Source organism: Streptococcus sanguinis (assembly GCF_026781265.1).
GTDB classification, from domain to species: Bacteria; Bacillota; Bacilli; order Lactobacillales; family Streptococcaceae; genus Streptococcus; species Streptococcus sanguinis_T.
Genome location: NZ_JAKUVC010000002.1, coordinates 119,322 through 144,469, shown reverse-complemented (window position 1 = coordinate 144,469; position 25,148 = coordinate 119,322). Strand labels below are relative to the sequence as shown.

25 protein-coding genes and 1 pseudogene are annotated in these 25,148 nt (G+C 42.5%); 4 read left to right on the top strand and 22 right to left on the bottom strand.

The window, feature by feature from the left end:
• Positions 1 to 13: 13 nt before the first annotated feature.
• The 3 genes and pseudogenes from MK370_RS01535 to uvrC all read right to left on the bottom strand — a co-directional run bounded on the left by MK370_RS01535 (position 14) and on the right by uvrC (position 2,996).
• Positions 14 to 619 (bottom strand): nitroreductase family protein, encoded by a 606-nt coding sequence (locus tag MK370_RS01535; protein ID WP_268683864.1) that lies wholly within the window; start codon positions 617 to 619, stop codon positions 14 to 16.
• Between the two features lie 296 nt (positions 620 to 915).
• Positions 916 to 1,146: pseudogene (locus MK370_RS11330) on the bottom strand (DUF4274 domain-containing protein); the annotation flags it as partial.
• A gap of 14 nt (positions 1,147 to 1,160) precedes the next feature.
• The gene (gene uvrC, locus MK370_RS01530; RefSeq protein WP_268683863.1) at positions 1,161 to 2,996 is read right to left on the bottom strand and encodes an excinuclease ABC subunit UvrC; all 1,836 of its coding nucleotides are present in this window, start codon (positions 2,994 to 2,996) and stop codon (positions 1,161 to 1,163) included.
• A 363-nt stretch (positions 2,997 to 3,359) separates the two neighbouring features.
• On the opposite strand from uvrC, the gene MK370_RS01525 reads away from it, so the two are divergent.
• The 3 genes from MK370_RS01525 to MK370_RS01515 all read left to right on the top strand — a co-directional run bounded on the left by MK370_RS01525 (position 3,360) and on the right by MK370_RS01515 (position 6,892).
• Positions 3,360 to 4,616 carry an extracellular solute-binding protein gene (locus MK370_RS01525; RefSeq protein WP_268683862.1) on the top strand — a complete coding sequence of 419 codons (1,257 nt, stop codon included), beginning with the start codon at positions 3,360 to 3,362 and terminating at the stop codon, positions 4,614 to 4,616.
• Positions 4,617 to 4,697: 81 nt separating this feature from the next.
• Positions 4,698 to 6,056 (top strand): carbohydrate ABC transporter permease, encoded by a 1,359-nt coding sequence (locus tag MK370_RS01520; RefSeq protein ID WP_268683861.1) that lies wholly within the window; start codon positions 4,698 to 4,700, stop codon positions 6,054 to 6,056.
• On the top strand, positions 6,056 to 6,892 hold the full coding sequence (locus MK370_RS01515; protein ID WP_268683860.1) for a sugar ABC transporter permease: 837 nt from the start codon (positions 6,056 to 6,058) through the stop codon (positions 6,890 to 6,892). Before MK370_RS01520 ends, MK370_RS01515 begins: the two co-directional genes overlap by 1 nt.
• 131 nt (positions 6,893 to 7,023) lie before the next feature.
• On the opposite strand, the gene MK370_RS01510 is transcribed toward MK370_RS01515, so the two are convergent.
• The 18 genes from MK370_RS01510 to lepA form a co-directional block, all read right to left on the bottom strand.
• Positions 7,024 to 9,588, bottom strand: coding sequence for a CAP domain-containing protein (locus tag MK370_RS01510; protein ID WP_268683859.1), 2,565 nt, complete (start codon positions 9,586 to 9,588; stop codon positions 7,024 to 7,026).
• A 190-nt stretch (positions 9,589 to 9,778) separates the two neighbouring features.
• Positions 9,779 to 10,501: a tRNA (guanosine(37)-N1)-methyltransferase TrmD gene (trmD, locus tag MK370_RS01505; RefSeq protein ID WP_268683858.1), complete on the bottom strand. Its 723-nt coding sequence runs from the start codon at positions 10,499 to 10,501 to the stop codon at positions 9,779 to 9,781.
• Positions 10,491 to 11,009 (bottom strand): ribosome maturation factor RimM, encoded by a 519-nt coding sequence (gene rimM, locus MK370_RS01500; RefSeq protein WP_268683857.1) that lies wholly within the window; start codon positions 11,007 to 11,009, stop codon positions 10,491 to 10,493. Before rimM ends, trmD begins: the two co-directional genes overlap by 11 nt.
• Before the next feature lie 94 nt (positions 11,010 to 11,103).
• Positions 11,104 to 11,466, bottom strand: coding sequence for a TIGR02328 family protein (locus MK370_RS01495; RefSeq protein ID WP_268683856.1), 363 nt, complete (start codon positions 11,464 to 11,466; stop codon positions 11,104 to 11,106).
• Positions 11,467 to 11,541: 75 nt separating this feature from the next.
• Positions 11,542 to 12,096 carry a GNAT family N-acetyltransferase gene (locus MK370_RS01490; RefSeq protein ID WP_268683855.1) on the bottom strand — a complete coding sequence of 185 codons (555 nt, stop codon included), beginning with the start codon at positions 12,094 to 12,096 and terminating at the stop codon, positions 11,542 to 11,544.
• A gap of 158 nt (positions 12,097 to 12,254) precedes the next feature.
• On the bottom strand, positions 12,255 to 12,926 hold the full coding sequence (locus tag MK370_RS01485) for a potassium channel family protein (RefSeq protein ID WP_032913402.1): 672 nt from the start codon (positions 12,924 to 12,926) through the stop codon (positions 12,255 to 12,257).
• A gap of 10 nt (positions 12,927 to 12,936) precedes the next feature.
• On the bottom strand, positions 12,937 to 14,286 hold the full coding sequence (locus MK370_RS01480; protein ID WP_268683854.1) for a TrkH family potassium uptake protein: 1,350 nt from the start codon (positions 14,284 to 14,286) through the stop codon (positions 12,937 to 12,939).
• Complete coding sequence (locus MK370_RS01475; RefSeq protein WP_268683853.1) at positions 14,283 to 14,834, bottom strand: putative immunity protein; 552 nt, start codon at positions 14,832 to 14,834, stop codon at positions 14,283 to 14,285. Before MK370_RS01475 ends, MK370_RS01480 begins: the two co-directional genes overlap by 4 nt.
• A 252-nt stretch (positions 14,835 to 15,086) precedes the next feature.
• Complete coding sequence (kphA, locus tag MK370_RS01470; protein WP_002895313.1) at positions 15,087 to 15,326, bottom strand: RNA-binding protein KphA; 240 nt, start codon at positions 15,324 to 15,326, stop codon at positions 15,087 to 15,089.
• Positions 15,327 to 15,345: 19 nt separating this feature from the next.
• Positions 15,346 to 15,618 carry a 30S ribosomal protein S16 gene (gene rpsP, locus MK370_RS01465; RefSeq protein ID WP_002895310.1) on the bottom strand — a complete coding sequence of 91 codons (273 nt, stop codon included), beginning with the start codon at positions 15,616 to 15,618 and terminating at the stop codon, positions 15,346 to 15,348.
• Positions 15,619 to 15,794: 176 nt separating this feature from the next.
• Positions 15,795 to 16,484, bottom strand: coding sequence for a YjjG family noncanonical pyrimidine nucleotidase (locus MK370_RS01460; RefSeq protein ID WP_326845065.1), 690 nt, complete (start codon positions 16,482 to 16,484; stop codon positions 15,795 to 15,797).
• Positions 16,485 to 16,684: 200 nt separating this feature from the next.
• On the bottom strand, positions 16,685 to 17,611 hold the full coding sequence (locus MK370_RS01455; protein ID WP_268683851.1) for a DNA repair protein RadC: 927 nt from the start codon (positions 17,609 to 17,611) through the stop codon (positions 16,685 to 16,687).
• Between the two features lie 53 nt (positions 17,612 to 17,664).
• On the bottom strand, positions 17,665 to 18,498 hold the full coding sequence (locus tag MK370_RS01450) for an AraC family transcriptional regulator (protein ID WP_268683850.1): 834 nt from the start codon (positions 18,496 to 18,498) through the stop codon (positions 17,665 to 17,667).
• Positions 18,499 to 18,695: 197 nt separating this feature from the next.
• On the bottom strand, positions 18,696 to 19,190 hold the full coding sequence (locus MK370_RS01445; protein WP_268683849.1) for a YkgJ family cysteine cluster protein: 495 nt from the start codon (positions 19,188 to 19,190) through the stop codon (positions 18,696 to 18,698).
• 167 nt (positions 19,191 to 19,357) lie between these two features.
• Positions 19,358 to 20,002, bottom strand: a complete 645-nt coding sequence (locus MK370_RS01440; RefSeq protein WP_268683848.1) for a hypothetical protein — start codon at positions 20,000 to 20,002, stop codon at positions 19,358 to 19,360.
• Positions 20,003 to 20,107: 105 nt separating this feature from the next.
• The gene (pnuC, locus tag MK370_RS01435) at positions 20,108 to 20,899 is read right to left on the bottom strand and encodes a nicotinamide riboside transporter PnuC (protein ID WP_002900207.1); all 792 of its coding nucleotides are present in this window, start codon (positions 20,897 to 20,899) and stop codon (positions 20,108 to 20,110) included.
• 331 nt (positions 20,900 to 21,230) lie between these two features.
• Entirely contained in the window at positions 21,231 to 21,863 is a 633-nt protein-coding gene (locus MK370_RS01430) for a hypothetical protein (protein ID WP_268683847.1), read from the bottom strand.
• Between the two features lie 42 nt (positions 21,864 to 21,905).
• Entirely contained in the window at positions 21,906 to 23,729 is a 1,824-nt protein-coding gene (gene lepA, locus MK370_RS01425) for a translation elongation factor 4 (protein WP_032908149.1), read from the bottom strand.
• A gap of 122 nt (positions 23,730 to 23,851) precedes the next feature.
• On the opposite strand from lepA, the gene MK370_RS01420 reads away from it, so the two are divergent.
• Positions 23,852 to 24,667, top strand: a complete 816-nt coding sequence (locus MK370_RS01420; protein ID WP_268683846.1) for a Cof-type HAD-IIB family hydrolase — start codon at positions 23,852 to 23,854, stop codon at positions 24,665 to 24,667.
• 79 nt (positions 24,668 to 24,746) lie between these two features.
• Here MK370_RS01420 and MK370_RS01415 read toward each other — a convergent pair whose 3' ends face one another.
• Positions 24,747 to 25,112, bottom strand: coding sequence for a TIGR02328 family protein (locus MK370_RS01415; RefSeq protein WP_268683845.1), 366 nt, complete (start codon positions 25,110 to 25,112; stop codon positions 24,747 to 24,749).
• Positions 25,113 to 25,148 lie beyond the last annotated feature (36 nt).

Here is a 25,148-nt window from a genome sequence, read left to right as displayed (position 1 = left end):
AAATTTAACTATATCAACGTTTCTCAATGATTTCATCAACTGGCAAACGATAACTAGGTTCTAGTTTTTCATCAGTATAACCAACAGTAATCAAGAGTTCCGGACGGAAACGCTCATCAATTTCCAAAACCTCATTAATCTTAGATTTGTCGAAACCTAAGATGATGTTAGCTCCGATACCTTGGTCAGTCAGAGCTAGAACAAGATTCATAGCCACTAGACCAGCATTGAGAGCTAAATAATCACTCTTTTGCTGCTCACTATAGCGAGCAAACTCAGCAGGCAGATTCTGCATGTAAAATTGAAGCTGCTCATCAGAGAAATTATTAACTCCAGCCACACGCGCAATCTTGCGAGCACGCTTGGTCAAATCAGTATCTGTAAAGAGGGCAATGGACACTGGTGCTTCCTTAATCTGGTCCACATTTCCACCAAGAGCCGTCTCAGCTAGAGCCTGATTACGCTCCCGCACCACAACGAACTTCCATGGCTGGCTATTGTGGGCACTGGGTGCCAACGTTGCAATTTCAATCGCTGTGCGCACATCCTTTGGATCCACAGGCTTGTCATTAAAATGCTTGGTCGCATGACGCTTTTTATTGAGTTCTAGAAATTTCATAAGTTGCATCCTTTTCTAAATATACTAGCTTCATTTTATCATATTTTGTAAGAGTTTGCAGGAGTTTTTCATTCTCTCTAATGTAAGGATATCAATCCTTGCCACTTGATAAGATTATTCCGTCGCAGAGGTTTCGTTTTCTCCATCTGCTTACTTGACTCTCTTAAGCCCTTTTTAAATCGCTATAACTAGAGCTTCTTTCTTGATCAAAGACATTCTTAAAGTTTTGATTTTTCATAGATGTCTCAAGTCTAGGTTTAGGTATTCATTTTTCAGATGTTTAACTAATTATTTAATTAAATTACTATATTCAAATCTTTACCAGAAACTCCATCAAGGAAAATTGGATTTAATGCAGGTTTTAATTTTTTCAGTTTAACTTTTTGAATTCTCGTTATTTCGAGTCGAAAAGAGATATTCCCATTCGAAAATTTCCTTCTGATAATTTTATCATAGACTTCTTTTACAAAATATTCCTATTCCTTAGATAAAGAATTTGCAAAGGCTGATTCTGCATCTAATAAATAACTGAAAATTAATTTCAATCTATATCTAAAATTGGCTCCGCCACCTCTCGCAACTGTGCTTGTTGTTGCTCCTGAGTTTTCAGATTTAACTTCTCCCGCACTGCTTCTGCCACTGCTCGTGGTACACCGACTTCGACGATTTGGTCGACACTGGCTTCTTTAATCTTGGTTAGAGATTTGAAGTGTTTCATAAGATTTTGCTTTCTTTTTGGTCCCAAGCCTTCAATGCCATCTAGCTGCGATGAGAAGGAATTCTTAGACCGGAGCTGGCGGTGGAAGGTAATAGCAAAGCGGTGGACTTCATCTTGGATACGCTGAAGCAGGAAAAATTCCTGCGAATTCCGGGATAATTCTACAACCTGCAGAGGGTCACCAAAGAGCAATTCATGGGTCTGGTGCTTATCATTTTTTTGCAGTCCAGCGATGGGAATATCTAGTCCCAGCTGATCCTGGATAACTTCTTTAGCGACATTGACCTGGCCCTGTCCACCATCAATGACAATCAAATCAGGTGGAGTCAGTCCATCTCGAATCACCCGACTATAGCGCCGCTTGATGACCTCACGCATACTTGCGTAGTCATCAGGTCCTACCACAGTCTTAATCTTATACTTGCGATAGTCCTTCTTGCTTGGTTTACCATTGACAAAGACCACCATAGCTGATACAGGACTGGTCCCCATGATGTTGGAGTTATCAAAAGACTCAATGCGAACAGGTGTCGGAATGTTAAGGAGCTGCCCTAGATTCTCAATAGCACCTTGGGTCTTTTCAATAGATTTCTCCAAAAGGTCAAATTTCTGCTGGAGACTGACTCGGGCGTTTTTGATAGCCAGATTGACCAGCTGTTTCTTTTCGCCTCGCTGGGGCTTAAGCACCTTGGTATCCACCATGATCCTGACAGCTTCTTCGTCAATATCTGCCGGAATCAAAATTTCATTGGGCTTGAGGTGGGATTTTTCCTGGTAGAACTGGCCGATATAGGTCAGAAAATCTTCGTCCGGATCATTGTAATAGGGAAAAAGATTGACGTCACGCTCGATTAACTTGCCCTGGCGGACAAAGAAGACCTGTACGCACATCCAGCCCTTATCCACATAGTAGCCAAAGACATCGCGATTCTGCAAATCCTTAGCCATAACCCGCTGCTTGGTTCGCAAGGTGCCAATGGACTGAATCAAGTCGCGGTACTCCGCTGCCTTTTCAAACTCCATAGCTTGCGCTGCGCCAGCCATTTTTCCCCGTAAATCCTCAATAATCTGATCATCCTGACCCTTGAGAAAGGCTGCTACCTCCTGGGCCAGCTCCTTAAAATACTGGCTGTCTACCTGACAAACAGCGTGGGCCTTGCACTGCCCCAGATGGTAGTAAAAACAAACCTTCTCAGGCGGATTGGTACACTTACGAAAAGGAAAGAGCCGATCTAAGAGACGTTTGATTTCATTGGCCGCACCGACATCCGGATAAGGTCCGAAATAAAGCCCGCCGTCCTTTTTGACTTGGCGCGTGATGATTAGGCGCGGATAGGTTTCGTTGGTAATCTTGATAAATGGATAGGACTTATCGTCCTTGAGCATGATATTGTACTTGGGCTTGTTTTCCTTGATTAGGTTGATTTCCAGAAGCAAAGCTTCAATATTAGACTCAGTGACAATAAACTCAAAATCCTCAATCTCAGAAACCAGAGCCTCCGTCTTGGTATCATGGCTTCCGCGGAAATAAGAACGAACCCGATTGCGAAGATTCTTGGCTTTTCCGACATAGATAATGGTACCGTTCTTGTCTTTGTGGATGTAACAGCCAGGACTGGTCGGCAACAGTTCCAGCTTTGATTGGATTAGCTTGTTCATAGGTCTATTATAGCAGAAAAGGGAAGCATTCAACAGGTAGACACTAGATTATTAGAAAAACATAAGTTTGATTCCTTTCTTTGGTAATAATGAACTATAACTTATCTTCATATCTACTTGTAAGTGTCAAAATATATTGCGAATGAGACAAAATTCTCTTCATAATAAAGCGTTTTCTAATTAAAAATCAAGCAAGCGATTACACAGCCATTTTAATAGGCTTTGATTAAATAAACAGAAATAAAATAGAAAAATTTTAGAAAAATTAATATATTTTTAAGAAATTTTTCAAAAAAGACTTGACAAAAATTGCAAACGGTTGCATAATAGAAATGTAAATAAAAATTCCGGGAGGAAATAGGAATGAAAACATGGAAAAAAGTAGTATTGGGCAGTGTCAGCTTGCTGGCTGCAGGAACACTGTTAGCAGCTTGTAGCTCGAACAGTAGCAAGGAGAGTTCTTCTTCTAAAACTGATAGCAAGACCTTGAAACTTTGGGTACCAACTGGTGCTAAAGATTCTTACTCTGATACAGTTAGCAAGTTCGAGAAAGAATCAGGCTACAAGGTTGACGTAGTCGAAATGGAAGATCCAAACGCTCAGGAAAATCTGACAAAAGATGCTAGTACTGCTGCTGATGTTTTCTCTCTGCCACACGACCAACTTGGTAAATTAGTTGAAGCTGGAGCTATTCAAGAAGTTCCTTCTAAAATGGCAGAAGAAGTCAAGAAAAACGATACTGAACAAGCAGCAATTGGTGCTCAATACAAAGGCAAAACTTATGCTTTCCCATACGGTATCGAATCACAAGTAACCTACTATAACAAATCAAAGCTTTCCGCTGATGATGTTAAGTCTTATGAAACCATCACTTCTAAAGCTAAATTTGGTGGAAACTTGAAAGAGGCTAATGGATACATCACTGCTCCACTCTTCCTTTCTGTTGGCGACACTCTCTTTGGTAAAGATGGTGAGCAAGTAGACGGAACAAACTGGGGTAACGAAGCCGGTGTGAACGTTCTGAAGTTCATCGCAGCTCAAAAGAATAACAGCGGTTTTGTAAACGTAGATGCTTCTAACCTTCTTGCTAAATTTGAAGATGGTTCAGTTGACGCTTTCCAATCAGGTCCATGGGACTACGCAGCTGCTGAAAAAGCTGTCGGCAAAGACAACCTTGGTATCTCTGTTTACCCAACTGTTAACATTGGTGGACAAGACGTTCAACAAAAAGCCTTCCTTGGTGTAAAACTTTACGCAGTTAACCAAACACCTTCAAACGGTGACGGAGAACGTATCGCAGCAAGCTACAAACTGGCTCAAGCACTTACTAGCAAAGAAAGCCAAGAAAACCAATTCAAGTTTGAAGGACGTCACATCATCCCAGCTAACAAAGAAGTACAAGAGTCTGAAGATGTGAAGAAAGATGCCTTGGCACAAGCTGTTATTACAATGGGTTCTTCTGATACCTACACAACAGTTATGCCTAAACTTAGCCAAATGTCTGTCTTCTGGACTGAAAGTGCTGCAATCCTCAGCGATGCTTACAACGGTAAATTTGGTGAAGATCAATACCTCGCAAAATTACAACAGTTTGATAAAGATTTAGCAGCAGCTAAATAATCCTCAAACGAATAAAAATAAGCATTGAAGTGAGGAGGGCAGCCTCCTCACTTCTTTCTTTGTAAATATAAGGAGAATACTATGACTCAGTCATCCTATGACAATGCATCCATGGTTCAGGTCTTTAAAGAGGGAACCTGGGATGTCAAACTCTCTTTTCTGGTAATGGGGCTGAGCAACCTTGTAAACAAACAATTTATCAAGGGTCTGCTCTTCCTCTTCTCAGAAATTGCTTTCCTGATTGCTTTTGCAGTCCAAATCATACCAGCTATTGGCGGCATGATTACATTGGGGACTCAAGAGCAAGGAGAGGCTATCAAAAAAGTTAACGGCTTGGAAATCACCGTTCAAGTAGCGGGTGACAACTCTATGCTGATGCTGATTTTTGGACTTGCTTCTCTCATCTTCTGTGCAGTCTTCGCCTACATCTACTGGTGTAATCTGAAAAGTGCTCGTCATTTGATGACTCTCAAGCAGTCAGGCCAGAAGATTCCCAACTTCGTTGAGGACTTTAAGACGCTTGCTGACGGCCGCTTTCACATGGGCCTAATGAGCATCCCTCTTATCGGAGTACTGCTCTTTACCATCCTGCCTCTGATCTATATGATCTGTTTGGCCTTTACTAACTTTGACCATAAGCATCCTGCTCCTAAGTCACTCTTTGACTGGGTTGGCTTCTCTAGCTTCGGTGATGTTTTCTCAGGTCGCATGGCTAGCACCTTCTTCCCACTTTTAGGCTGGACCTTGATTTGGGCAGTTGCTGCGACAGCTACTACTTTCTTCTTCGGTATCGTTTTAGCTCTCTTGCTCAATACCAAAGGCCTCAAGTACAAGAGAGTTTGGCGGACACTCTTCGTTATCACTATTGCTGTACCGCAATTCGTATCCCTGCTCTTGATGCGTAATTTCCTGAATGACAATGGGCCTTTGAATGGACTATTGCAAAGCCTCCATCTCATTCAGCATCCAATTCCATTCTTGAGTGACCCTGTTTGGGCTAAGTTCTCAATCATCCTTGTCAATATGTGGATTGGTATTCCATTTACCATGCTGGTAGCGACAGGAATTATCATGAACCTACCTAGCGAGCAAATCGAAGCTGCTGAGATTGATGGAGCTAGCAAGCTTCAAATCTTCAAGAGCATTACTTTCCCTCAAATTCTCTTGATTATGGCGCCATCACTCATCCAGCAGTTTATCGGAAACATCAACAACTTTAACGTTATCTACTTCCTGACAGGCGGTGGACCTACTAACTCTTCCTACTATCAGGCAGGCTCAACTGACCTCTTGGTTACTTGGCTCTATAAACTGACCGTTTCTGCCAAGGACTACAATCTAGCATCTGTTATCGGTATCCTGATCTTTGCAATCTCTGCAGCCTTCAGTCTCTTATCCTATACTAGATCCGCATCATTCAAGGAAGGAACTGCTAAATAATGAAAAATAGAAAAAAACTCAGTTTATTAGGGATTTATGTCTTGCTGACTGTTTTAGCACTCATCTGGCTAACGCCGATTATCTGGATTTTTCTGACCAGCTTCCGTGGTGAAGGTTCTAATGCGGTCCCTTACTTCTTCCCTAAAACCTATACACTTGACAACTATATCAGACTGTTTAATAACAACACATATCCTTTTGTTCAGTGGTTTATGAATACACTGATTGTTGCGACAGCGACCTGTATCCTGTCTACTTTGATTACCGTGGGTATGGCTTACTCACTCAGCCGTATCAAATTCAAGCATAAAAATCGTTTCCTCAAGCTGGCTTTGGTTCTTAACATGTTCCCAGGCTTCATGTCTATGATTGCGGTTTACTACATCTTGAAAGCACTCAATTTGACACAAACCCTGACTTCACTGATTCTGGTTTATTCAGCTGGAGCAGCTCTAGGCTTCTATATAGCTAAAGGTTTCTTTGATACCATCCCATATTCTTTGGACGAATCCGCTATGATTGACGGAGCGACCCGCTTCCAAATCTTCCGGACTATCACACTGCCGCTGTCAAAACCGATTATCGTTTATACAGCACTTATGGCTTTCATGGGACCTTGGGTCGACTTCATCTTTGCCTCTGTCATCCTAGGCGATGTCAAGGAAAAATACACAGTCGCTTTAGGACTTTTCCAAATGCTTAATAAGGACGCCATCAATAAATGGTTCCTACCTTTTACATCTGGAGCGATTATCATCGCTATCCCAATCACTCTTCTCTTCATCTTCATGCAGAAATACTACGTAGAAGGTGTAACAGGCGGAGCAGTCAAATAGAAACTAATATTTATATTGAAAACTTCCGACAGTTAATATCGGAAGTTTTTATCTTTCTTTTTAAATTAGATAATTGCTGAAGACACAAAAAAATGAGTCTGGAAATTATTCCAGACTCATTTTGTATTTCTTTAATTATAATCTTCGTCTCTGCGACGGCGCTTGTTGGTTCCCAAAAAGGCCGCTGCACCAAGTGCCATACCAAAAATTGCTAGGCGTTCTGCTTCTGAACCAGTATTTGGCAGAATAGCAGGAACTGTTGGAGCCTTATCAGCAGTTGTAGCCACGCTAGCAAGCTGAGCTGCAGGATTTACAACAAAATCAGTAAATACGCCACTACCTGCCGCTTGAACGGCACCTGTAGTAGCTCCTTTAACTTCACGAGTGTTGGCATGAACTTCTGCAGTCTTAGCATCCGAATCTTTCTTAGATTCATCCTCTGCACCTGGACCAGCAGCTCCGCCTTTTACAGCAGTTAGAGGCTGTTTATCTTCACCTGAGCGATAGTTGCTATTCAGAGCATTTCCATACAGGAGAGATGCTTGATTCAAGATATTCAAGAGAGTTTCATAATTGGCTTGAAGACCGTTGTAGGATTCCTCAAGAACAGCTAAAGTTGCAGTCTCTTGATTTAAGATTGCTTGTTTAGCTTCATAATCAAGCTGCGCTTCTGCCAACTCCCGCTCTGCTTCTGAAAGTAACTGAGGAGCATTTTGAAGGTCAATAACTTTCTTTTTAGCTGCTGCTAATGTCTTTTGAGCAGACAGCAAGTCCTCTTGAGCAGTTGTCAAACTAGCTTTCGCAGCTTCTTGAGCTGACTGAAGTTCTGCCAACTTATCCTTAGCTGCCGCTAGAACTGCCTGAGCATTGCTCAAGTTAGTCTGATAAGGTGCTAGGTTTTCTGCAATCTTAGCTGTCGCTCTGTCGAGAGCTTCCTGCTTAAGGGCAACATTTTGCTTGGTCAATGCCAGATTATTTTCAGCAGTTGCTACCTTCTGACGAGCTGCTTCAACTGCTGAAATTTGGGCTGCCGCTGCCTTTTGAGCATCAGCTAATTTCGCATTGAGGATATTGATAGCTGATTCCTGACCAACTTTTTGAGCCTTGAGTTCAGCTAATTGATTCTTAAGTGCTGTAACATTAGCGTTAGAACCTGCAGAACGACCGCCACTAGCACGCAACAATTGCTCCATTGCTGCAACTGTCAGCAAAGTACCGTTATTAACACGTTGGTTAAAATTGCTAATATGATGGAAACCAACTTCGGATGTACCATGGGGTGTGCCCCATTGGTTTGGATGCTTATCATAAGCTGCTGAGATAGCATTCGCTTTATTGTCCATCATCTGAACATAGTGACCAATCTGAGCAAATACAGCCGCTCCAACTCTCATGTAGATAGCATTAGCATCAATCTGAGTTTCATCAGTAGGCAGTCCATATTGCGCTGCAATCTCTTGGTAGAGTGCTTTTTCTTCATTATGCCAGAAATTAACTGCACCCTGAGGGTCAAAACTAATCGCCACATTCTCGTTACGAATCAGCTTGCCCATGTGCCTGTTATTGCGCTCAAAGTAGATAGTCTGAATCTGGCTGGCCACATTCGCATACGGATCAACCAATAACTCTTGTAAGCCGGCATTACGACGGTAAGCATTAATGGCCTTAACCAACTCCAAAGCTTGAAGGTTATTTTCTAGACTAGCTGGACTTGTTGGGTCAGAATTAACTGAAATACCAAATTCATTTTGTCCGCGTTGATAAACTGCAAGAGCATTGTTAGCAGCATCACGAATCTCCTGATTAGCCGCATTGTTACGAACATTTTCTAAAAATTGAGAATAAGTCGTATTACGAAGGTCAACAGGAGCTGTTGCTGCTGCTTTCTCGGCAGCCGGAATCTGTCCTTCAAGAGAGCTGATAGCTTGATTGGTTTGACCCAAAGATTCCTTTGCCTGATTGATTTTATTCTGGATTTCAGCCTGCACTTGTGGAGCAGAAGACGCTGCTTGCTCTGCCTTTGTCAGTTCAGCCTTTGCATTGTCTAAAGCAGTCTGTGCTTGACTTTGCTGACTCTTAGCAGTTGCTACAGCTTGCTCTTCTGAGTTAAGTGGTGTTTTAGCTTGTTTCAATTCAGTCTCTGCAACATCTACCAGAGATTGACTCGCTTTAATAGTATTTGCTTGATCTTTAACAGCTTGGTCAGCCTTGGCAGCTTTAGCCGCTGCTTCTCGAACAGCAACGTCTTTCGTGCTAACCTCTTGCTCTGCTGTTTTTGCTTCTGTCTCCGCTTTAGCAACATTTTCTTCTGTTGCTTCTGCCTGTATTTCTTTAGCATTCTCAACAGCGGCTTCAGCCACTTTCACGCTAGTTTTTGCATCTTCAGCTTCTGTTTTAGCAGTATCTACTATCGATCTTTGCTCATCGAGTTTAGCTTTAGCAGCTTCAGCATTTTCTTGGGCAACAGCTACATCTGCTGCTGTCACCGGTTTTCCAGTTACCTCAGTCGCTTGTGGAGCTGCTACAGTTGATTCAACCAACTCATCCGCGTGCACTTGATGGGTCAGTCCACCAGAAATAATAGTTGTAGCCGCGATACCAGTCGCTACAACAGACTTGCCTATTTTCTTTTCCATAATCAATCTCCTTTTTATAATCTCACATACTATAATTACCCTGGGTATAGCAGCCCGCATAGTAATATACTATCACAAAACGCTAGTATTAACTAGTAGCAAACGTATAGTTTTAATAGTTTTTTTATTACATTTTAGTTACAAAAATGTTTTATTAGAAAAATAAGCTGGTTTTTCCAACAAAAATGAGCATTTCTGTATCAAATAAAGCAAAAACTCCTAGATACTTTCTAAGAGTTAACCTTGCTTGTCAGTCCGATTGAGCTTGTCGAACTTCTTCTAACATTGCTTCTTCTTCGGCCGTCATTTGATAGTGTTCCAGCAAGTCTGGACGTCTTAGATAGGTCTTTTTCAGACTTTCATAGAGACGCCACTTGCGGATGTTTTCATGATGGCCGCTCATAAGGACTTCAGGAACAACCATACCCCGATAGTCATAAGGCCGAGTGTACTGAGGATATTCCAAGAGTCCAGATGAAAAACTGTCATCTGTATGACTGGCTTCCTTGCCAATAACCTCTGGAATCAGGCGAACGGTAGCATCAATCATAGTCATAGCTGCCAATTCTCCCCCAGTAAGGACATAGTCCCCAAGCGAGATCTCATCTGTCACTAAAGTCTTGATCCGCTCATCATAGCCCTCGTAATGGCCACAAACGAAAATGAGTTCCTCTTCCTTAGACAGTTCCTCAGCATAGGCTTGGTCAAAAGTCCGACCAGCAGGATCCAGCAAAATCACACGCGGTTGCTTCTTTTCAATGGCATCATAGGCATCAAAAATAGGTTGGGCCCGTAGCAGCATCCCCTGACCTCCGCCGTAAGGCTCGTCGTCTACATGACGGGATTTTTCTGCCTTCTCTCTGAAATTGTGGTAGTTGATTTCCAAGAGGCCTTTTTCCCGAGCTTTACCGACGATAGAGTGTTCCAAGGGTGCAAACATCTCCGGAAAGAGAGTCAAAATATCAATTTTCATCGTCCAGTCCTTCCGGTATCTCTACATCAACCCGACCTTGCTCAATGTCAATCCCCAGCACCACTGGCGGAATGTAAGGCAGAAGCAAGTCGCGCTTGCCTTTACGTTTGACCACCCAGACATCATTAGCTCCTGGCTGCAGAATTTCCTTAATTGTACCAAGAAGAATGTCATTTTCATAGACTTCAAGGCCGATGATTTCATGGTAGTAAAATTCCCCGTCTTCCAAGTCCTTCAAATCCTCCTCTCGGACCTTCAGAGTAAAATCACGAAATTTCTCGATGTCATTGATGTGGTACATCCCCTTAAACTTGATAATATCAAAGTTCTTGACCTTACGATGACTGGTAATCTCCACGTCCATGACAAACTGATCTTTCTTGTCAAACAGGGCAAGAGTATTGCCTTTTTTAAAACGCTCTTCTGCAAAATCCGTCACTGACAAAACCCGCATCTCACCTTGCAGACCTTGCGTATTGACAATTTTTCCAACATTAAAATAATTCATTTTTACTCCAGTTAATCTTTTTACTATTCGTTTTATTGTATCATTTTGCTGGCTTTTTCTCAAGGCAGGCAGCTGGCTCAGACAGCGGAAAAGCTTATAAGTCAATGCCTTTTTCTTTGAGATTTTGCAGGCATTCCTCATAGTAAGCCGCGTCATGCTCGGGGTAAATAGAGCTCGCCACAGCCACTTCTTCCAGATGCACATAAGCTGGACAAGTCTTGCCACGATAGTCCCGCTCCAGCCATTCTGGAGACACACGATAACCTCGCTTGCTCATCTCCTCCATAATCAGCTCATGGTAGCGATAAAGCAAGTAAGGAGAGTGCGTAAAAACATAGTCAACGGTCGCATGTTTCTTGCCCCAGCCATTGCCACGAAGAGCGCAGCATTCCCGATGCTGACCAAGTAGTTGCGGACGGGGAAGCTTGGGAATCAGTGCTTGATGCCAGAGTCTCATTTTATCCTCCATTTAGTAAAAACAAAGCAATCTTTTTTTGCTCAAAATCGCAATTGAGCTCCAGAGAATTTCCTTTTAATAATCGCTGAAACGTCTATGTTTGATTTCAAAGTCGAAATAATTCTCCTCCTGAATTCGGCGGAAAATGTCTCGGTAGGCTTCTTCGTCAAAAGAATCCCCTCGATAAAGGATTTCAAAGCTAAGATTCTCATATTCCAGAAAGGCATTGGCTGAGCGGAAGCCTTTGCTGTGATAGAAATCCCAGCGAGCCTGACGCTGTGCAAGATTGTCACATGGCTCATCTAGGCGCTCGATTTCTAAAAACATGGTTCGCTGATAGAAATTGACCAGCTTTTCAATGATTTCACCGCCATAGCCATGGCTGCGCAAGTGAGGAATAATCGCAAAGAAACTAACATAAAAGGCTTGCGAGTTGGAGATAGCAAAGGCAAAACCAACAAATTCCTTTTCATGATAAAAGGCGAAAAAATTAGCATCTTCCTGTTCCTCATATCGTAAAAATTCACTGAGCGGTATCCTTTCCTCTTCTGGGAAAGCTTCATTATTCAAGGCTTCTACCTTATCCAAATCCGGAAAATCTGCTGTAATGATCTGGCTGGTTAAGCTCATAAAATCACTCCTTTTCTAGTGATAGTATAACAAATTTTACAACTGGTTTCAAAAAAGAGCCCTGAAAGAGCTCCTATGTATCCATTTTTTCTTCATATAATAGAAAGGTGCCGAATGCCTAGATAGAATCGGTTGGCCCCCACCGAAGAGGAATTATCCTAGCTGCTACTCACTATTTCACGTAAATTATCCAAATGCTGGTTATCAGTCACAGCCATAATGCTGACGCCTTCTGGCCAAACAAAGTCTGGAGTAAACTTGCTTTCCAAAGGCTGATTTTTTGTCAGACGGTAGCCGATAATATTAAGATGATAAAGCCTGCGAGCATCTACTTCACGGACCGTTTTCCCGACCCAGCTAGCAGGCAGTTCAAACTCAGCCACTACTACATCGTCATCCAGCTGGAACACCTCAATCGAATGGTTCAAGAGAATAGTCTTGGCCAATGAAATACCAGCCTCCACTTCAGGCAGAATAACCAGATCAGCTCCCACCTTTTCTAGCACCTGCTGAGTTACTTCATCTTTGACCTTGGCAATGACATTTTTAACGCCCAATGCCTTGCAGTGCATGACCGCTAGGACGCTGGATTCCAGACTTTCTCCCGTCGCTACGATGACCGTATCACAGGACCCAACGTCTGCCGCCTCTAAAAGCTCCATATCAGTAATGTCCCCGATCACACCAACGGCAATCATGTCTTCATACTGATTGATTGTCTCTTCGTGATTATCAATCGCAATGATTTCTACATCTTGAGAAATCAAGGCCTCAATGATACTCTGTCCAAAAATCCCCAAGCCGAGGATTCCAACTGTTTGATTTGCCATTTCTTTTCTCCTATCCAATCATAATGTCCGCCTTGCTGTAATGCAAGGTTGCAGCCTTCTTCGGTTGATAATGGTTGAGACTGACCATAAGAGTCAGCGGCCCCACCCGTCCAATAAACATTAGCAACATAATCAAAATCATACCAGCTGTATTGAGGCTGGTAGTGATATTGGCCGTGACACCAACTGTAGCCAATGCCGACACAGTCTCAAATATCAGGTAAATAAAACGATGACTGCTATCGGTCACTAGCCCAAGAGCCAAAAGACCAAGCAGAAATGTCAGCTGAAAAATCACTGTCACACCAAAAGCCTTCTGCACTAGCTGAGGAGACAGCGTTCTCCGTCCCATATTGGTATGAGGCAAGCCCAGGATTTCCTTTCGAGCAAAAAGAAAAAGAACTAGGAAGGTCGTAATTTTCAGACCGCCCGCTGTACCACCCGGAGCCCCTCCCAGAAACATCTGGAGCAGATAGATAAACAGGGTTACTGGACGAGCAGCTGTATAATCAATGGAAGCAAAGCCAGCTGTCCTCATACTGACTGTCTGAAAAAAGCTGACCAGTAGCTTATCGCCAAAGGAAAGATTGCCAATCGTTCCAGGATTATTATACTCCGTCCAGAGACTCGTGACCGTCCCAAAAACTAGGAGACCAGCAGTCAGCAGCAAGACTACCTTGGTATGAAAGTGAAGCTCCTTCTGTTTTCCTCCCAATTTAGTCGCCAAGTCAAACCAGACCATAAAGCCCAGTCCCCCAGTGATGATGAGGAGAGCCAAGGTGATATTAACCAAAACATCTGTCTGAAAGCCCAGTAGGCTATCATTACCAAAATTATCAAAGCCCGCATTACAAAATGCAGAAATGGCTAAAAAGATAGAATTAAAAATCCCTTTTCTCATACCAAACTTGGGAATGAAGCGAATCATGAGAAGGAGCGCACCCAGTCCTTCGATAGCAAAAGTCGTGATAAAAATCGAACGGACAAATTGACCTAAGGTACGATTGTGACCATAACTAAAACTATCTCGCAGAATACGGCGATCCTTGAGGCTGAGCTTTTTCCGACTTTCCATGGTGAAAAATCCGATAAAAGTCAGGATTCCCAAACCACCAATCTGAATCAGCAACATACAAAGGAGCTGTCCCCAGACATTGTATGTATCCACAACCGATTGAGTAAAAAGCCCTGTCACACAGACCATCGAGACAGCTGTAAAAAGATGATCCAGATAGCTCGCTTGGGAACTTGCCGTCTGCACCCAAGGCAGACTGAGTAGCAAGGAGCCACAGAATATCACCAGAAGAAAAGACAAGATAATCTTTTGCGCTGGTGACAAGCGTGAAAATAAATGCTTCATAAAGTTTCCTTTCCTGATCTAATAAAAGCAGAGGCTAACTCTATCTGTCTTTCTCTTTCCTTGACAGCCCGCTGCATATCATCTGGACTCTGCAAATTTCTGACTTTGATGGCATAATCCGCTGCGACAATAGCATGGCCCCGCATGTGGCCTGTTGCGACTCCTTGGGCAAAAACACGCGCAGCATATTTACCGATTTGTGATTGGGCTTGCTGCGACAGTTTGTTAGCCAAGAAACCAGCCTGCCTTAGTTCATAGGCAGATGCCCTACCATCAAGTCGAGCCTGAAAAATCGCTCTTACCTGAGTCAAAATCTTCTGCTTTTCAGACTCATCTTCCGCATCTATCAAAGCTATAAAGCTTGACGCCATTTTCATAGCCCATCGAGCCAGTTTCCCTTGAGGAAGTTCCTCCAAAACAAGCTCCAATTCCAATCTCTTCTCACCATCATCCAGGATTTTCAGCTTGTATGGGCTCGGTAAAATCACTTGGCTATTCTCATAACACTTGCGCTCATGAGCGTTCCAAGCATAATCTTCTGGCTTCATATGTCCTCCGGCTTCGAGTTTCCCTTAACTCGCCCCTGCATTTCGTTCTTCTCTTAAATGAAGTGTCTAGTTCTCACATACGCTCGAACTGCATCAATTCCCCTAAATTCAACTGCGCCTAACGGCTTATTTCATTAAGGGGCTTGTACCCACGCTTTGCTGGGCATCAATTTCCCTAAGCTCACTTGAGAGCTGCGCACTCAGTTCGCTAAGAGAAATAGAAAAAAACGGGACACATAGCCCCGCTGCTTCCTATTTCTCATCAATGACGATGCGAACCTTTTTGTACTCGGTTGGGACAGAGTAAACAATCGTCCTTATAGCGGAGATAGTACGACCTTTACGACCGATTACACGTCCAACATCACTCTGATCAAGATCCAGGTGATATTCTAAAAATTCAGGTGTATCCTCAATCTTGATAGTTAAGGCATCTGGCTGTGAAATCAAAGGTTTCACTATCGCAATAATTAGATTTTCAATCGTGTCCATATGTCAACCTACGCTTCTATTATTTAGAGTATTTTGAATCGTGGAATTTCTTCAATACGCCTTCTTTTGAAAGGATGTTGCGTACAGTATCAGAAGGTTGTGCACCATTACCCAACCACTCAAGGATACGGTCTTCCTTCAAAGTCACTTGGTTTTCAGCTACAAGTGGGTTGTAAGTACCAACTGTTTCGATGAAACGTCCGTCACGAGGTGAACGTGAGTCTGCAACATTGATACGGTAGAAAGGTTTTTTCTTAGAACCCATGCGAGTCAAACGGATTTTTACTGCCATTATTAAGGTCTCTTTTCTTTATTTTTTTCTTTTGGTGAAATAGCAGAGCTATTAAGCACATGTTCTATTATAGCAGATTAAAAACAGCTGTCAAGTTTTTTTCTTGACAGAGTTAAAAATTTTTTAGATTAGTCTTTCTTGTTTAAAAGGACAATTGTTTTTCATTTGCAGTCTCCTTATGGAACCAAGAGTCTGATAATCTCATCATAAGAATAAGCGGTATAGGTCGGCTGAAAAAGACTTTTATTTTCTAGCTGCTTGGGATTGTACCAGAGAGAGTCCAGTCCGGCATTATTAGCGCCAGCAATATCAGCTGTCAAGGAGTCTCCAATCATCAAAGTCTGAGACAGGTCAAAATCTGGTATCTGCTCTGCTATTTTTTCATAAAACAAAGCTTCGGGCTTCTGAGTCTCCATCTTCTCCGAGATGAAAATGTGGTTAAAATAGGGTGAAATATCGGAATGAGCCATACGGCCGGTCTGAATAGCCGTGATACCATTGGTCGCTCCGTAAATCTCATAATCAGCTGCTGTCAAGTTGTCCAAAAGCTCGCTAGCACCAGCGTAAGTTTGTCCTTGCTGAGCAATTTGCTGCTGATAAAGGAAGGCTAACTCGGAGCCATCCTTCTCTATGCCAAAATGGGCAAAAAGACGAGAAAAACGCGTATTGACCAGCTCAGGCTTGGTGATTTTCCCCTGCTCCAGATTCCGCCAAAGCCCCTTGTTCATGGGAATATAATAGTCTTTGTAGGTTTGAATATCCGTTACGCCCTGCTCCTCCAAAAAATGAGTCAAGGCGATGTCTTCTGCCGTATCAAAATCCAGCAGCGTGTGATCTAGGTCGAAAAGTAGAAATCTGTATGACAAAATCGAAATCCTTTCTGTAACTGTAGTAGCTTCATTATACCACAAGCTACAAAAATATCAGCCGATCAAAAATAAACGGCTGGTTTCTAATCTATTTCACTACTGGAATCCAGACTCTCATTTGATAGTTGGGTGGCTCTTGTTTTGATTCTGCTGCATTACATTTTTCCCAAACAGCATCTTCGTTTTTCTCACTTCTTCTACTCTTCTTTATAGTGAATACACAAATCTCTAAATTTACTATCTAGCGCTGCAATATCATACAAGACTTCTGACAGTTTCTGATAATCTTCCTTGATACAAAATAGATGAGCTTGGCCAAACAATTTTGCTAAATTTTCTTTTAGTTCAGATCTGACAATATCGTGGTCTTTTAAGAAGTTGCTCATGTATAGATTTCTGATAGAAGCTAATTTGAAACTAAAGTATTGATGAAGATGTTTTTGTTCTTCATTCAAGCCATTGTTCGCTACCGACTTAGCATATCTTGCTATCACGTTCTCCTCGCCGTCTTCATATCGTTGCTTCATCAACATAGATGTTTCCTGGTAAACTTCTTTGGAAGTAGGAGATTTGATTTTTTTAAAGTTTCCCCACATGGAAAAAGAACCTCTTTTATAGTCAATATTTTTAGCTTCCCAGGCTTTCGAAAATTCTGAGAAACTCATTTTCATACAAGCAAAGCCTGCTGGATCATGGAAATAGATAAACTCATCATCTAGATCATAAACTGAAACAAAATGGTCCACCCCATACAAATGGATATGATTAGGATTATAAGTCAGATACCCCATGTCCAAAGGGCCAAGAACAACAGGGCCGCTGAGCAAGAACTTGCTTAAGATCTCTCTGATAGAGAGAAGATTCTCCGCATTTGAATCCTTTATATAGTATTCATCATAGGTAAAACCCAGAATGTTTAAAGAATGGCTGATAGAACTATCTGGCATCCCATTATCAAAGAAGACTAAGGGGTGTTTTTCATCTTCCTTTACAATACTGGCACCATTTCCCATCACCATAATGGCTTCTAAAAAATCAGGGCGAAGATCATAACCATACGAATGCAACGCCATCGCAAGTGAATATGTATAACAAAGAGAAACGTCCCCAAAATACATCTGCATAGCATCATCCTCCTCTGTAATCAACGCTTAAAAAATGACTTGCAATCACCATTTTATTTCACCACTGGTATCCAGAGTTCCATTTGATAGTCTGGCGAGGACATGTCTCCCTCGGTGTAAACTTCAAAGTCTGGTGCTCCTGTGTGGCGATAGCCAGTTTCTGGAAAAAAGACTTCCAAGACATATTTCCAAGCATGGTGGATACTGGCTGGTATAGCCCCCTTGACTGGTACGATGGCATATTCAGCTTCTGCGATTTCTTTGATTGACAGACCTAGTTCTTCTGCTTTAGCTTTATCCGTCACATCATAAGCTGCCATATAGTTGATGATTTCGCCTTCTTTGACATCCGAGCAGACACCAAAGGATTGGCCACTGCCCAGACTTTCTAGGCTTTCAAAGCTGTGATTTGCATAGAGCTTCTCCCATGCAGACGGGCACTGGCTATTGTCAATAGCTTCAAATAGGACGCCTGCCACAGTAAAAGCAGGTTTCTTTTGAATCTTGATATCCATGTTCTTTCCTCCTGTAATCTTTAAGGATAATTGAAGTCTAGGAAAGACCCGATAAGGTTTTCCATTTCGAACTTCTGAGGGAGTAACACCATGGAATTTCTTGAAGGCTGCGCTGAAGGCATCCGCAGACTCATAGCCGTATTTCAGTGCTATATCAATGACTTTCTCAGAGCTTTTCCGCAAGTCTGTCACTGCTTCTGACAGCCTGCGATTGCGTAGATATTCCGCTAAAGTCATATCTGCCAGGATGGAAAAGAGCCTGCTAAAGAGAGCATAAGAATAGCCTGATAGCTGCTGGAATTGCTGCAAGTCCACTTCTGCGTCCAACTTACTTTCCAGATATTCCATGGTTCGATTGAATTGATGCATCATATTCTTTTTCACCTCACAAAAGATACTAAGGCCGTTAAAAGCAAAGTGAAAATAGGAAAATTGGCGGAGGGGCTCCTGCTCCGAGAAAATTTCATCTTTTTCACACAGCTTTTAGGCCGTGTTCAATTCTAACTATAGTCTAACACATATAAGATACTTCCGCCCTAGAATTTTTGTACAAGATTTAGAGGGGGATTTTACAACCTATCCCGCAGCTTCTCCACAAAGAGATAAGCCGCAGGACAGGTCAGGGTATTTTTGATTGTCAGATGATTAATCTGATGAATCTTTTTTCGGTCTGTATGGGGAAATTCTCTGCAAGCCTTTGGCCGGACATCGTAGATCGAGCAGAGATTGTCTCCACCTAAAAAAGGACAAGGCATCGCCTTGAAAACCTTGTCACCGTCTTCGTCCACCTGCAGAAACTCCTCTTCAAAAGCCGGCAGCTTCATCTTGAAATACTTGGCAATGCGGACAATATCGGCTTCCTTAAAGTCTGGCCCCAGAGTTTTACAGCAATTGGCGCAGGCTGTACAGTCAATCTCCTCAAAGACCTCATCATGGATCTGCTGGGCAATCTTATCGAGGTTTTTTGGTGGTCTCTTCTTGAGACTGGCTAAAAATTTTCGGTGCTCTTTCTGCTTCTGCAGAGCTAACTGATGGTACTTTTCAAGGTCGATTTCTTGAGTCATATATTTTTCTTTCTGTATTCAAATTGTTTTTATTATATCATAAAATGAGCGCTCTTAAATGTTGTCAAATCACAAAAATATGACATATTCCACCTCACAAAAAAATCTGAGAACGAGTCCCAGATTTGCTTTTTATAAACTTAGAGAGTTATCATCAAATGCGGTCGCTAAATGCTTTTTCCACCGTCCTTGCTGACGCTCCATGTATCTTCGATATAGGGGATAAACTCATACAGAGTATCTTCATCGCCCTCAAAGGACATCATATAGACCTTATCGCCTTGTTTGAAGACCCAAACCGTTAAGTTTTGAGTGGATTTTAAAATAACATTAATCTGAAAGGCTTCATTGCCGGCTACAGTACTCTTTGCTCCCCAAAAATCATCGACTTCCTTATTATCCTTCCAGTGGTAAGCAATCCGTTGGGCAATGGTTTCGGCGTTGAATTCTTCACCTTCTCCGATATTGGCTTTTTCTTTTGTATAAGCGTTCATCGTGACAATGTTATAGCCACTTCCATCCGTATACTGGACACTGTCGCCACCATCTACATCTGTAAACTTAATCCAATTATCAGGAATACTAATATAGTCATAATCATCAGATCCAACCCGCTGCGTACCAGTAGTCTTTGACGAATCTTTTTCTTTACGACTGCTACTACTTGTATCGCTGTCATCTCTCAGGGAAACTCGACTGGAAGAATTAGATGCTTTCCGACTGCTATAGCTCTTAATAAGGCTACAGGAAGATAGAGAGAGACCGGCTAAGATAGTTAGGGAGAGCAGAAAGTACTTCTTTTTCATGGTCATTCCTTCCTAAATCTAATAAATTTTACTAATACTAGTTTACCATATTTTTAGGACGAAAGGAAAGAGAGACATTGTCGCATCCGATTTCTTTTTCCATTTATAGGACTATGCTTTTTTAGCGGCCTTATTCCACTGGTACCATCCGACCAAACTGTTGATTAAATAAATCAAATATTTCCCTTGAATCTGAAGGCTTTCACCCCACCAGAGGTAGATAGAAAAAATATTGGTCGCTGCCCAGAAAATCCACTGTTCGCGATAAACAGCCGTCATCAAGATTTGCCCTACTCCATTTGTCGCATCCGTGATTGAATCACGATAAGGACGATTAGCCCCCACAGACTGATAAATCAAACCAAAGACCAACCACCAAAGCACACTGAGTGATAGATATTTTGTCCATCCTTTAGCATCTAGCTTACGAGCAACAAACTCTTGCTTTTCTTTCTTAAACTGACCTTGATAAATCCACACTAAGAGGCCAATTGGCTGCATGATGGTAAAGTAAAGAGTCGTCAGGACCTCGCCATAGAAGCCTTTCTGTAAAGCCAAAATCAAGTAAATCACAGAATTGATCAAACCAAAGAGGTAATTGCTAGCCCGTCCTTCAGAAACGAAGATTACACAGATAATCCCAGTCAGACTGCAAATCATCCCTGTCCAATCCACGATGCGATGTTCATATATCAGCTCTAGCCAGAGCGGAAAACTCCCTAGAATCAAGAGATAAAACCATTGACCTAGACTGCGATGAGCAAACAAATCGTCCCAGATAAGCTTCAAGGTACCAGAAAAGCCGAGCTTCTTCATGCTAGTCACCATTCGTTTGTAGCCACCAGACATTTCAGAAAGCGTCAGCTTCATGTTTGCGATTTTCTTTTGGATATAAGTATTCATTCTTTCTCCTTTTGTTTTTTAAGAGCCGTGTCAAATTGACTTACGGATGCAACGCTCTATTATTTTCGAACACGTACAAGATTTGTCTTATAAAGTGTTCACATTTTATCATATTCCTATTTCAGAAAATGTCAAGTAAAATCAAAAAAAGATTTTCTAACGTTCGGATTTCAAGAAAAGACCTACAAATTTTTGTAAGTCTTTTTACTTAGATTTGATAGTAGTCGAACGTTTTTTCTGATTTGTTACTATCTATTTGTGAAACATAATTAGCTTCTACACTGAAAAAAAACAAGAGACTTAATAAATAGGCCTCTTGTTTTTTAAACTATTATTCGCTGACTGCTCCCTTGCCATCAAGGCTCCAAGTATCTTTCATGTTTGTAATGAAATCATCAAGAGTTTCTTCGTCGCCTTCAAAGGATAGTATATAGACTTTGTCATCTTTTTGGAAAACCAATGTATTAGCAAATTGCCCCGATTTCAGAATGATGTTTATTTGAAAGGCTTCTATTCCTGAGACAGTACTTTTAGAGCCCCACATCTTCTCAATATTATCTTTTTGACTCCAATTATAGGCTACATGCTGAGCAATTGTTTCTGCATTGAAAGTCTCACCATCTGCTACTTCAGCTTCTGCCTTGGAAACAGCATTCATGGTAACGATATTATAAGCAGAACCGTCGGTATATTGGATAAGTCCCTCAACCTCTGCATCAAAAAATTTAATCCATTTACTTGGAATATTGATATAACCAAACTCTGGAGAACCAACACGTTTTGTTTCTTGATTGGTTTTGTTCTTGCTTTTTTTAGAAGAAGAATTTGAAGACTTCTTTTTCACTTGTGCACTGGAACTGGTTGAAGAACTAGATTGACTAGTCTTTTGTCCAGAATTGGCACACGATGCAAGAGTAAGTGAAGTTAATATCAGAACTGCTCCAAGCAGATATGATCGTTTCATGATTTTCTCCTTTTGGGATATATTACCTAGAGAAATAAGACTTTATTCCTCATCCATACTCAGGACGCTGAGGAAGGCCTCTTGTGGGACTTCGACAGATCCGATAGCTTTCATGCGTTTTTTACCAGCTTTTTGTTTTTCTAGGAGTTTGCGCTTCCGAGAAACGTCACCACCATAACACTTGGCCAAGACATTTTTACGCAAAGCCTTGATGTCTGTCCGAGCCACGATTTTCTGTCCGATAGCGGCCTGAATGGGTACTTCAAACTGCTGACGAGGAATGATTTTTTTGAGCTTGTCTACAATCAGCTTACCGCGCTCATAGGCAAATTCCTTGTGAACGATAAAGCTGAGAGCATCAACCTTGTCGCCATTGAGGAGAATATCCATCTTCACCAGCTTGGACGAGCGATACTCAGAAATTTCATAGTCAAAGCTAGCATAGCCACGAGTAGATGACTTGAGCTTGTCAAAGAAGTCAAAGACGATTTCAGCAAGTGGGATTTGATAGATGACATTGACCCGATTATCATCGATATAGTCCATGGTCACAAAGTCACCACGCTTGCGCTGAGCCAACTCCATCACTGCTCCGACAAATTCCTGAGGCACCATAATCTGCGCCTTGACATAAGGCTCTTCAATGGAATCAATCTTGGTCGGGTCTGGAAATTCGCTCGGATTGGACACATCAATTGAAGCACCATCTGTCATATTGACCTTATAGATAACGGATGGCGCCGTCATAATCAAATCAATATTGAACTCACGCTCCAAGCGCTCTTGAATGACATCCATGTGCAGCAAACCCAGGAAACCACAACGGAAACCAAATCCTAATGCCTGTGATGTTTCTGGTTCAAACTGCAGACTGGCGTCGTTTAGCTGGAGCTTTTCAAGAGCCTCACGTAGGTCATTGTATTTATTGGACTCGATAGGATAGAGACCGGCGAAGACCATAGGATTCATCTGCTTGTAGCCAGCTAGTGGCTCTGCAGCTGGATTGTCCGCCAAGGTCACTGTATCCCCGACCCGAGTATCCTGTACCGTCTTGATAGAAGCTGCGATATAGCCAACATCCCCTGTCGCTAAGAAATCGCGGCCAATAGCCTTGGGCGTAAAGATGCCGACCTCAGTCACATCAAAGGTCTTGCCATTGCTCATGAGCTGAATGGTATCTCCCGGTTTGACCACACCGTCCATAACCCGCACTTGCAGGATTACCCCGCGATAGGCGTCATAGACAGAGTCAAAAATCAAGGCCTTGAGCGGTGCCTCTACATTTCCAGTCGGAGCTGGAACTTTTTCCACAATCTGCTCTAAAATTTCCTCAATTCCGATGCCAGCCTTGGCAGAAGCCAATACGGCTTCGCTAGCATCCAACCCAATCACATCTTCAATTTCTGCCCGCACCCGCTCTGGATCCGCAGCTGGCAGGTCAATTTTATTAATAACTGGCAGGATTTCCAAGTCATTGTCCAGCGCTAGATAGACATTTGCCAAGGTCTGAGCTTCAATCCCCTGAGCTGCATCCACGACCAAAATAGCCCCTTCACAAGCCGCTAGCGACCGCGATACCTCATAGGTAAAGTCCACGTGTCCCGGCGTGTCAATCAAGTGGAAAATATAGGTTTCACCGTCCTTGGCAGTATAATTGAGCTCGATAGCATTGAGCTTAATGGTGATACCGCGCTCCCGCTCCAAGTCCATGCTGTCCAAGAGTTGGGCCTGCATTTCCCTGCTGGAAACCGTTTCAGTTGCCTCCAAAATCCGGTCAGCCAAGGTTGATTTCCCGTGGTCGATGTGGGCAATGATGGAGAAATTGCGGATTTTCTCCTGACGTTTTTTCAAATCTTCTAAATTCATTTGTCTCATCCTTTTAGGGTATTCTATTTATTATAACACAAGACCAGTGATTTTTCCTATAGACTCGGACTTTCTCTGTAAATTATGCTATACTAGTCAAAGAATAATTTTGGAGACACTTTATGATTAAAATTCTTGCACTTGATATGGACGGCACCTTGCTCAACAGCAAAAAAGAAATTCCTCAGGCTCACATTGAGGCTATCCACCAAGCCATTGATAAAGGGGTTAAATTAGTCCTCTGCACAGGTCGCCCCTTGGTCGGCGTCAAGCCTTATTATGACAAGCTGGGCCTTGCACAAGAAAACGAATATGTCATCGTGGACAATGGCTGCGCTACTCATCAGACCAGCGACTGGGGTCTGGTAGACTGGCAAGAGCTGAGCGGCCAGGATATTCGCTATCTCTATAGTCTGTCTGAAAATAGCCCTGTCCAGCTGACTCTCTTTGATGAGGAGCATTATTTCGTCGTCGGAGAAAAAGCCAGTTCCTATGTCGTGAACGATGCTAGCTTAGTCTTCACCACTCCAACCGAGATTAGCCTAGAAGAAGCTTGCAGCGGTCAACACAGAATGTTCCAAGCTATGTTTTTAGGCAGCCAAGAGCAAGTAGATGCTTTTGAAGCTGACTTTGGCCAAGAAATCTGCCAGCGTTTCAGTGGTGTGCGCTCTCAGCCGGTCATTTACGAGGCTATGCCGTCCGGTGTAACCAAAGCCTTTGCCCTAGAGCGACTGGCTAAACAATTAGACGTCAATCCTCAAGAAATCATGGCAATCGGTGATGCCAACAACGACATCGAAATGCTGGAATATGCAGGCCTCGGTGTAGCCATGGGCAATGCTTCAGACTATGTCAAAAGCATTGCCCATGCTGTCACAGACAGTTGTGAAGAAAATGGGGTCGCTACAGCTATTGAGAAGTTTATTTTGAACTCATAAAAGCCAAAAAGGAAGAGCACTGTCTCTTCCTTATTTTTGTTCTATAACCTTAATACTATGCCGTCTTGGCACTTGGAAATCAGACAATATCTATCCCCTTCTCTTTCAGATTTTCCAAGCATTCTTGCAGATAGGCTGCGTCATGCTCCGGATAAATGGGATGTTCGAGCTCCTCAGCTAGCAACTCCTGGTAGGGTGGGCAGGTCTTGCCACGGTAGTCTTTATCCAGCCAAACGGGATCCGGCTGATAGCCCCGTTGTTGCATCTCCTCCATAATCAGCAAGTGATAAGCATACAGGTAATAAGGACTGTGCTCAAAAACATAGTTGACCGTCGCATGCGGCTTACCCCACCCTCGACCACGCAAGGCTGCACACTCTCGATGCTGTCCTAAAAGCTGCTGGCGCGGAAGTTTTTCAATTAAATCTTGGTGCCAAAGTCTCATGGTTTTCTCCTTTTATTCTTCTTCATCAGCCTTTTT

Bases quoted from the DNA above. Each gene is read 5' to 3' on its own strand.
- MK370_RS01535 (WP_268683864.1), bottom strand. From the start codon at position 619: ATGAAATTTCTAGAACTCAATAAAAAGCGTCATGCGACCAAGCATTTT.
- uvrC (WP_268683863.1), bottom strand. From the start codon at position 2,996: ATGAACAAGCTAATCCAATCAAAGCTGGAACTGTTGCCGACCAGTCCT.
- MK370_RS01525 (WP_268683862.1), top strand. From the start codon at position 3,360: ATGAAAACATGGAAAAAAGTAGTATTGGGCAGTGTCAGCTTGCTGGCT.
- MK370_RS01520 (WP_268683861.1), top strand. From the start codon at position 4,698: ATGACTCAGTCATCCTATGACAATGCATCCATGGTTCAGGTCTTTAAA.
- MK370_RS01515 (WP_268683860.1), top strand. From the start codon at position 6,056: ATGAAAAATAGAAAAAAACTCAGTTTATTAGGGATTTATGTCTTGCTG.
- MK370_RS01510 (WP_268683859.1), bottom strand. From the start codon at position 9,588: ATGCGGGCTGCTATACCCAGGGTAATTATAGTATGTGAGATTATAAAA.
- trmD (WP_268683858.1), bottom strand. From the start codon at position 10,501: ATGAAAATTGATATTTTGACTCTCTTTCCGGAGATGTTTGCACCCTTG.
- rimM (WP_268683857.1), bottom strand. From the start codon at position 11,009: ATGAATTATTTTAATGTTGGAAAAATTGTCAATACGCAAGGTCTGCAA.
- MK370_RS01495 (WP_268683856.1), bottom strand. From the start codon at position 11,466: ATGAGACTCTGGCATCAAGCACTGATTCCCAAGCTTCCCCGTCCGCAA.
- MK370_RS01490 (WP_268683855.1), bottom strand. From the start codon at position 12,096: ATGAGCTTAACCAGCCAGATCATTACAGCAGATTTTCCGGATTTGGAT.
- MK370_RS01485 (WP_032913402.1), bottom strand. From the start codon at position 12,926: ATGGCAAATCAAACAGTTGGAATCCTCGGCTTGGGGATTTTTGGACAG.
- MK370_RS01480 (WP_268683854.1), bottom strand. From the start codon at position 14,286: ATGAAGCATTTATTTTCACGCTTGTCACCAGCGCAAAAGATTATCTTG.
- MK370_RS01475 (WP_268683853.1), bottom strand. From the start codon at position 14,834: ATGAAGCCAGAAGATTATGCTTGGAACGCTCATGAGCGCAAGTGTTAT.
- kphA (WP_002895313.1), bottom strand. From the start codon at position 15,326: ATGGACACGATTGAAAATCTAATTATTGCGATAGTGAAACCTTTGATT.
- rpsP (WP_002895310.1), bottom strand. From the start codon at position 15,618: ATGGCAGTAAAAATCCGTTTGACTCGCATGGGTTCTAAGAAAAAACCT.
- MK370_RS01455 (WP_268683851.1), bottom strand. From the start codon at position 17,611: ATGCAGATGTATTTTGGGGACGTTTCTCTTTGTTATACATATTCACTT.
- MK370_RS01450 (WP_268683850.1), bottom strand. From the start codon at position 18,498: ATGATGCATCAATTCAATCGAACCATGGAATATCTGGAAAGTAAGTTG.
- MK370_RS01445 (WP_268683849.1), bottom strand. From the start codon at position 19,190: ATGACTCAAGAAATCGACCTTGAAAAGTACCATCAGTTAGCTCTGCAG.
- MK370_RS01440 (WP_268683848.1), bottom strand. From the start codon at position 20,002: ATGACCATGAAAAAGAAGTACTTTCTGCTCTCCCTAACTATCTTAGCC.
- pnuC (WP_002900207.1), bottom strand. From the start codon at position 20,899: ATGAATACTTATATCCAAAAGAAAATCGCAAACATGAAGCTGACGCTT.
- MK370_RS01430 (WP_268683847.1), bottom strand. From the start codon at position 21,863: ATGAAACGATCATATCTGCTTGGAGCAGTTCTGATATTAACTTCACTT.
- lepA (WP_032908149.1), bottom strand. From the start codon at position 23,729: ATGAATTTAGAAGATTTGAAAAAACGTCAGGAGAAAATCCGCAATTTC.
- MK370_RS01420 (WP_268683846.1), top strand. From the start codon at position 23,852: ATGATTAAAATTCTTGCACTTGATATGGACGGCACCTTGCTCAACAGC.
- MK370_RS01415 (WP_268683845.1), bottom strand. From the start codon at position 25,112: ATGAGACTTTGGCACCAAGATTTAATTGAAAAACTTCCGCGCCAGCAG.